3 protein-coding genes are annotated in these 4,729 nt (G+C 72.0%); 2 read left to right on the top strand and 1 reads right to left on the bottom strand.

The genetic code is table 11. The annotated features are described in order from the left end of the window. Positions 1–526: 526 nt before the first annotated feature. Positions 527–2,155: a PAS domain S-box protein gene (locus IE219_RS31295; RefSeq protein WP_189983710.1), complete on the bottom strand. Its 1,629-nt coding sequence runs from the start codon at positions 2,153–2,155 to the stop codon at positions 527–529. A gap of 1,050 nt (positions 2,156–3,205) precedes the next feature. On the opposite strand from IE219_RS31295, the gene IE219_RS31290 reads away from it, so the two are divergent. Together IE219_RS31290 and IE219_RS31285 are read left to right on the top strand one after the other, a co-directional pair. Further along, positions 3,206–3,685 carry a hypothetical protein gene (locus tag IE219_RS31290; RefSeq protein WP_189983708.1) on the top strand — a complete coding sequence of 160 codons (480 nt, stop codon included), beginning with the start codon at positions 3,206–3,208 and terminating at the stop codon, positions 3,683–3,685. Between the two features lie 239 nt (positions 3,686–3,924). Continuing rightward, entirely contained in the window at positions 3,925–4,629 is a 705-nt protein-coding gene (locus IE219_RS31285) for a response regulator transcription factor (RefSeq protein WP_189983706.1), read from the top strand. Positions 4,630–4,729 lie beyond the last annotated feature (100 nt).

The following is a 4,729-nucleotide window of genomic DNA, read 5'->3' as shown; positions in this document are numbered from 1 at the left end:
GACGACGGTGCCGTTGCAGTTCACCAGCACGAGCCCGTCGGGCAGGGCGTCGAGTATGGCTGCGAGGCGAGCAGCGCCTCGGGGGAGGGAAGGGGCCATGGCGACGTTTCCTTTCCGGGCCTGGGAACCGGCGGGCGCGGTGTGGCTGGTGGGGAAACCTAACCATCCGCTGATGGCATGTCCGAGGCGCGAGACCACCCTCGGGCGATCTTTAAGGCTTGCTTGAGGGTTCCTTGAGGCCATGATCAGACAGGGCCGGAAAGCGTCCGGACCCGGCCGTGAACACCCTTGGGGGGCGGGAGGGGTGATGACATGTCATGACGGGCGCCGGGCATGGCATATGCGGGGCATGCCTGTGTCATACTCCTCCTGCGTGCCCGACGCCCCCGGTCCTCCGGGCGTGCGTCCGCCCCGCCCGACAGTCCCCCGCTCAAGGGCGGGTCCGACCGGCACGCCGCACGGCGCGGACGGCCCGGCTCCCCCGCCGTACCGTCCGCGCCGTGCCTTCCGCTTTCCTCCCGTACGCCTACGCCGTCAGCGCGCGGTGGCGCCCGGTGGGCCGGAGGACGGCCGCACCGGCGTCCGTGCCGGTGCCCGCATCCGTGTCCGTATGCGTGGGCGTCCCGTCGGCCGGGGTCCCGGTGTCGTCGCGGACGGCCGAGGGGAGTTCCAGGACGTACGTGCTGCCGCTGACGCCCGGCGCCCGGTGCGTGCGGAGCGTGCCCCCGTGGGCCTCGGCGATGCCCCGGACGATGTCGGCGTGCTCCCGCACCCCGCCGCTGTAGGGGCCGCGCACCTCGATGCGCAGGAGTCCGCGCTGCTGGAGGGCCGCGACGACGACGTGGTGGGGCCCGGTCGGGGCCGGGGCGTCGCCGGAGTGGATGACGTCGGCGATCAGGCGGCCGACGGCGGTCGTCATGTCGTCGGGGTCCACGTGGACGGCGAACCTCGGCGCGTGCACGGAGAACCGTACGGGCGCGGGCCCGGCGAAGGCGGTCGCGGCCCGCACCCCGGCCTGCACCACCTCGTCGATGAGCACCGTGCGCCGCTGCGGCCCGACCGGCGCGTCGTCGTGCCGGTACGGCTGGGACCTGCCGTTCACCAGGGCCATGGTCATGCGCAGGTCGGCGGCCAGGGACTCGATGCCGGCGGTCGCCTCGGGCCACAGGGGGCGGGAGCTGTCGCCCGCGAGCCGGCTCAGCTCGGCGTGCAGGTGGTGCAGGGCTTCGGCCAGGGGGCCGGAGAGGAAGTCGGCGAGGTCGTGCGCGTGGGCCACGGCACGGTCGGTCCGCCGCCGGTGCAGCGCGAGTTCGGTCTCGTGGTGCCGGACGGAGCGGGTCTGCGCGGCGATGTACTCGTCGGCGAGCCGCTCGTACGGGCGGCGGTCGGTGAGGGCGACGACGGCGCCGACGACCCGGTCCCCCTCGGCGACGGGCCGGACGGCGACGTCGGCGGTCAGCCGGGTGCCGTCCCGCGTCATCAGCTCCTGCCCGGGGAGCCTGCTCGCCCGGCCGGTGCGCAGCGCCCGGGTCAGGGCGGTGCCCTCCGCGTCGAGGGGCTCGCCGTCGTGCCCGAGGGGGGTGAGCCGCTCCAGGAGCGGACGGCCGCCCAGCTCCGACGCCTTGCCGCCGAGCAGCCGGGCGGCGGCCGGGTTGACCAGGTCGATCCTGCCCTCGGCGTCCGTCCCGATGAGCGCTTCGCCGGCGGTGCGCAGGACGGCCTCGGCCTGGAGGAGGGCGCGGGAGAGCAGTGCCCGGGTCCCCTCGTCCGCCGTGGCGTCCCGCAGGGAGATGACCAGGGACGAACCGTAGGGGATGTGGTCGTGGAGGACGTGCCGGTCCAGCCGCAGGGTGTGGATCTCGGCGGTGAAGCTCCCGCCGTCGCCGGTCCGCGCGGTGGTCCGGAGCCGGGCCGTCGGCGCGGCCCCGGGCGGACCGGCCTCGGCGGGCGGGCGGGTCAGGTTCCAGTCGAAGGACGGGAGGAAGTCCAGGACGCCCCGCCCCTCGACCGCGTGCCGTTCGTGTCCGAGCAGGGCCGCCGCGGCCAGGTTCGCCCTGACCACGGTTCCGTTGTCGTCGACGATCAGCACGGCGTCGGGGAGGAAGTCCACCACTTCTTCACGGGGGAGCGCCGTCGGGCCGTTCTCGAAGTTCACCGCTGATTCTTCCTGACTGTCACGCCGTCCGCGGACTCTTGTTCTTCTGGAGGCCGGGCACGGAAGGCGGTGGGATGTCCGTCCGCCTTTCCCGTTCCGCCGCCACATGGAAACACATGAAAGGAACTCGCTCCCCTTCCGGGGAAGGGTTTTATGGCCTTCTTGAGGAAGGGGCGAACAAATGCCGCCGGTGGCATGCCGTGTCCGTTCTTCCGATATGCGAGGGAAAGGGGCTGGTGTGATTTCCCGTACGCGGGCGTGTAATTCTGGGGATTCCTTTCGGGGCGGGTGGACGAGGCGGGGGAAGGAGGCTTCCGGCCGGCGCGGGAACCGGCGCCGGAACCGGGTCAGGGACCGGAACCCGTGCCGGGGTCCCGGCACGGCCGGACACCGGTCGCTCCCGTGGTCGCACGCGGTACGAGGCGTACGCCGCACATGCCACTTACGGGGTACGGCTCCGAGTCCCTCCCGGCACCCGTAGGGGTGGCCGCGACCTCGGCCGGAACCGCTCTTTCGGGTACGAAGGAGAAAGGGCTTTCATGCCGACAGGAGCCGGGTCGCGCCGTATCGCCGATCGGTCCGGGACTTCGCCCGCCGAGGCGGACGCCCCCGTTTGTCCGGCATTCCCCGACCACTCTCCACACATGAATTGGTCAGACGGCCAATAGTGCTCTTCCGGGGTGGGGGGATGCCCAAAAGCCGAGCGTGCGAGGCCCATGCCTTACAGTGGTCGGCGGTCGATGCCGTCAGCCGTATGCCATGCGCTCGTGTGACATCGGCGGTGTGCTCAGGGGCCTGGGAGGAGCGCCTTTCCGCAGGAGACAGAATGACGTTCTTCGGCCCCGCCCCCCTGTGACGACGCGGTCCGGCGAGGGAGCCGGAGACGAGTTCGCCGCCCGATGCCGCCGACGCGTTCCGTCCTCGCGCGAATTCCCCGGAAAAGGGCGCCGCGCGTGCGGCGGGGCGGATGCGGCGCGGCGGATTCCGCCCCGAGGGAACAGGACGAAGTGGCGCCGGTCGCGTTCGGAACCGTGTGAAGAAGAGAGAAGCATGCCGGGAGAAACGGAACTCACGTCCGCGTACAGCAGCAAGGTCGCCAGCGACCTCGAACGCAATCTGGAGGAGCAGGAGCGGATTCGCGGGGAGGTCACGCGCCTGACGGCCGAACTCGACGCCCTGATGCACGACCACGCCGTTCTGCTCAACCTCCAGAAGGCCCTTCGGTCCGAAGCGCCGCTGTCCGCCCCGGACCTTCCCCGGCAGAGAACCGGGAAGTCCGGAAAGGGCAGGAGGAGTTCCGCCGCCGGACGCCCCACGCTCGTGGAACTGATCCGCCATCACCTCGCCGCGAGCAGCACTCCCTGTTCCGCCTCCGAGGTCACGACCGCGCTGAGCGAGCAGCACCGCGACCGGCACATCCAGACCACCGTCGTCCGCACCTCCCTGGAGAACCTCGTCGCCAGGGGTGAGGCGCACCGCACCAAGCAGGGCTCCTCCGTCTTCTACACGCCGGCCGCCCCCGCGCGGTAGCGCGGCCGGCCGGCCCCGGCTCTTTCCCGCCGCCGGGTCCTCCCGGCGGCACATGCCATCTTAGGAGCCGCCCGGAAGGAAGGGCTTAACGCGGACTTTCTCATGCCTTAAAGACCCTTAACCGAGGCGGCGGAAGGTCCGCGGGTCCCCGCTTCGATCGCATATGGCATGAGGGAGTCGTCGCCGTGGCGCCCACCCCGGCACAACCGGACATATGTGTGTCGCGTAGCGTGCCACCCATGGCAAAGGTGCTTCTCGTCGAGGATGACGCGTCCGCCCCCTCCGCCCTGCGCGGGAGCCTCTCGGGGGACTCGTACACGGTGCGGAGCTGCGGGACGGCCGAGGGGGCGCTGAACGCCGTCCTGGACGAGCCCTTCGACGCGGTGGTCCTCGACCTGGCCCTGCCGGGCCTCGACGGGCCGGAGACGCTCAGGAGGCTCCGTACCCTCTCCGACCTCCCCGTCCTCGTCGTCACGGCCCGCCACGACGAGCGCGAGATCGTCCGCCTGCTGGGCAGCGGGGCCGACGACTGCCTGGTCAAACCCCTCTCCGCCGAACTCCTCGGCGCCCGGCTGACCGCGGTGCTGCGGCGGTCGGCCGCCGGCACCGGGCACATGCGCGCGCACGTGGTGAGGGTCGGCGGCCTCGTCATCGACACGGCGCACCGCCATGCCTGCCTCGACGGCGCCCGCCTCCGGCTGACCCGCAAGGAGTTCGACCTCCTGGAGTTCCTGGCCTGGCGCCCCGGTGTCGTCGTGCCGAGGGGCGAGCTGTTCAAGCAGGTGTGGCTGCAGACGCACCGGGGCGAGCGCACCGTGGACGCCCACCTGTCCTGGCTGCGCCGGAAGCTCGGCGAATCCGCCCTCCGGCCCCGCTACCTGCACACGGTCCGCCACGTCGGGATCAAACTGGAGGCCCCGGAGTTCCCGGAGGCGTCGGCCTGACGCTCACGGCCGGTCCGCGAGCGCGGGTGGCTTTCCCTTGCTGCGTGGGCGTTCGTCGACGAGCTTTCCCCAGACGATCATGCGGTAGGTGCTGGTGAAT

The sequence above is a fragment of the Streptomyces termitum genome (assembly GCF_014650175.1).
GTDB lineage: Bacteria > Actinomycetota > Actinomycetes > Streptomycetales > Streptomycetaceae > Streptomyces > Streptomyces termitum.
Note: the sequence above shows the minus strand (reverse complement) of the source record. Positions and strands in the feature narration are given on the sequence as shown.

Coding starts and splice junctions, on each gene's coding strand:
- IE219_RS31290 (WP_189983708.1), top strand. CDS start 3,206: ATGCCGGGAGAAACGGAACTCACGTCCGCGTACAGCAGCAAGGTCGCC.
- IE219_RS31285 (WP_189983706.1), top strand. CDS start 3,925: ATGGCAAAGGTGCTTCTCGTCGAGGATGACGCGTCCGCCCCCTCCGCC.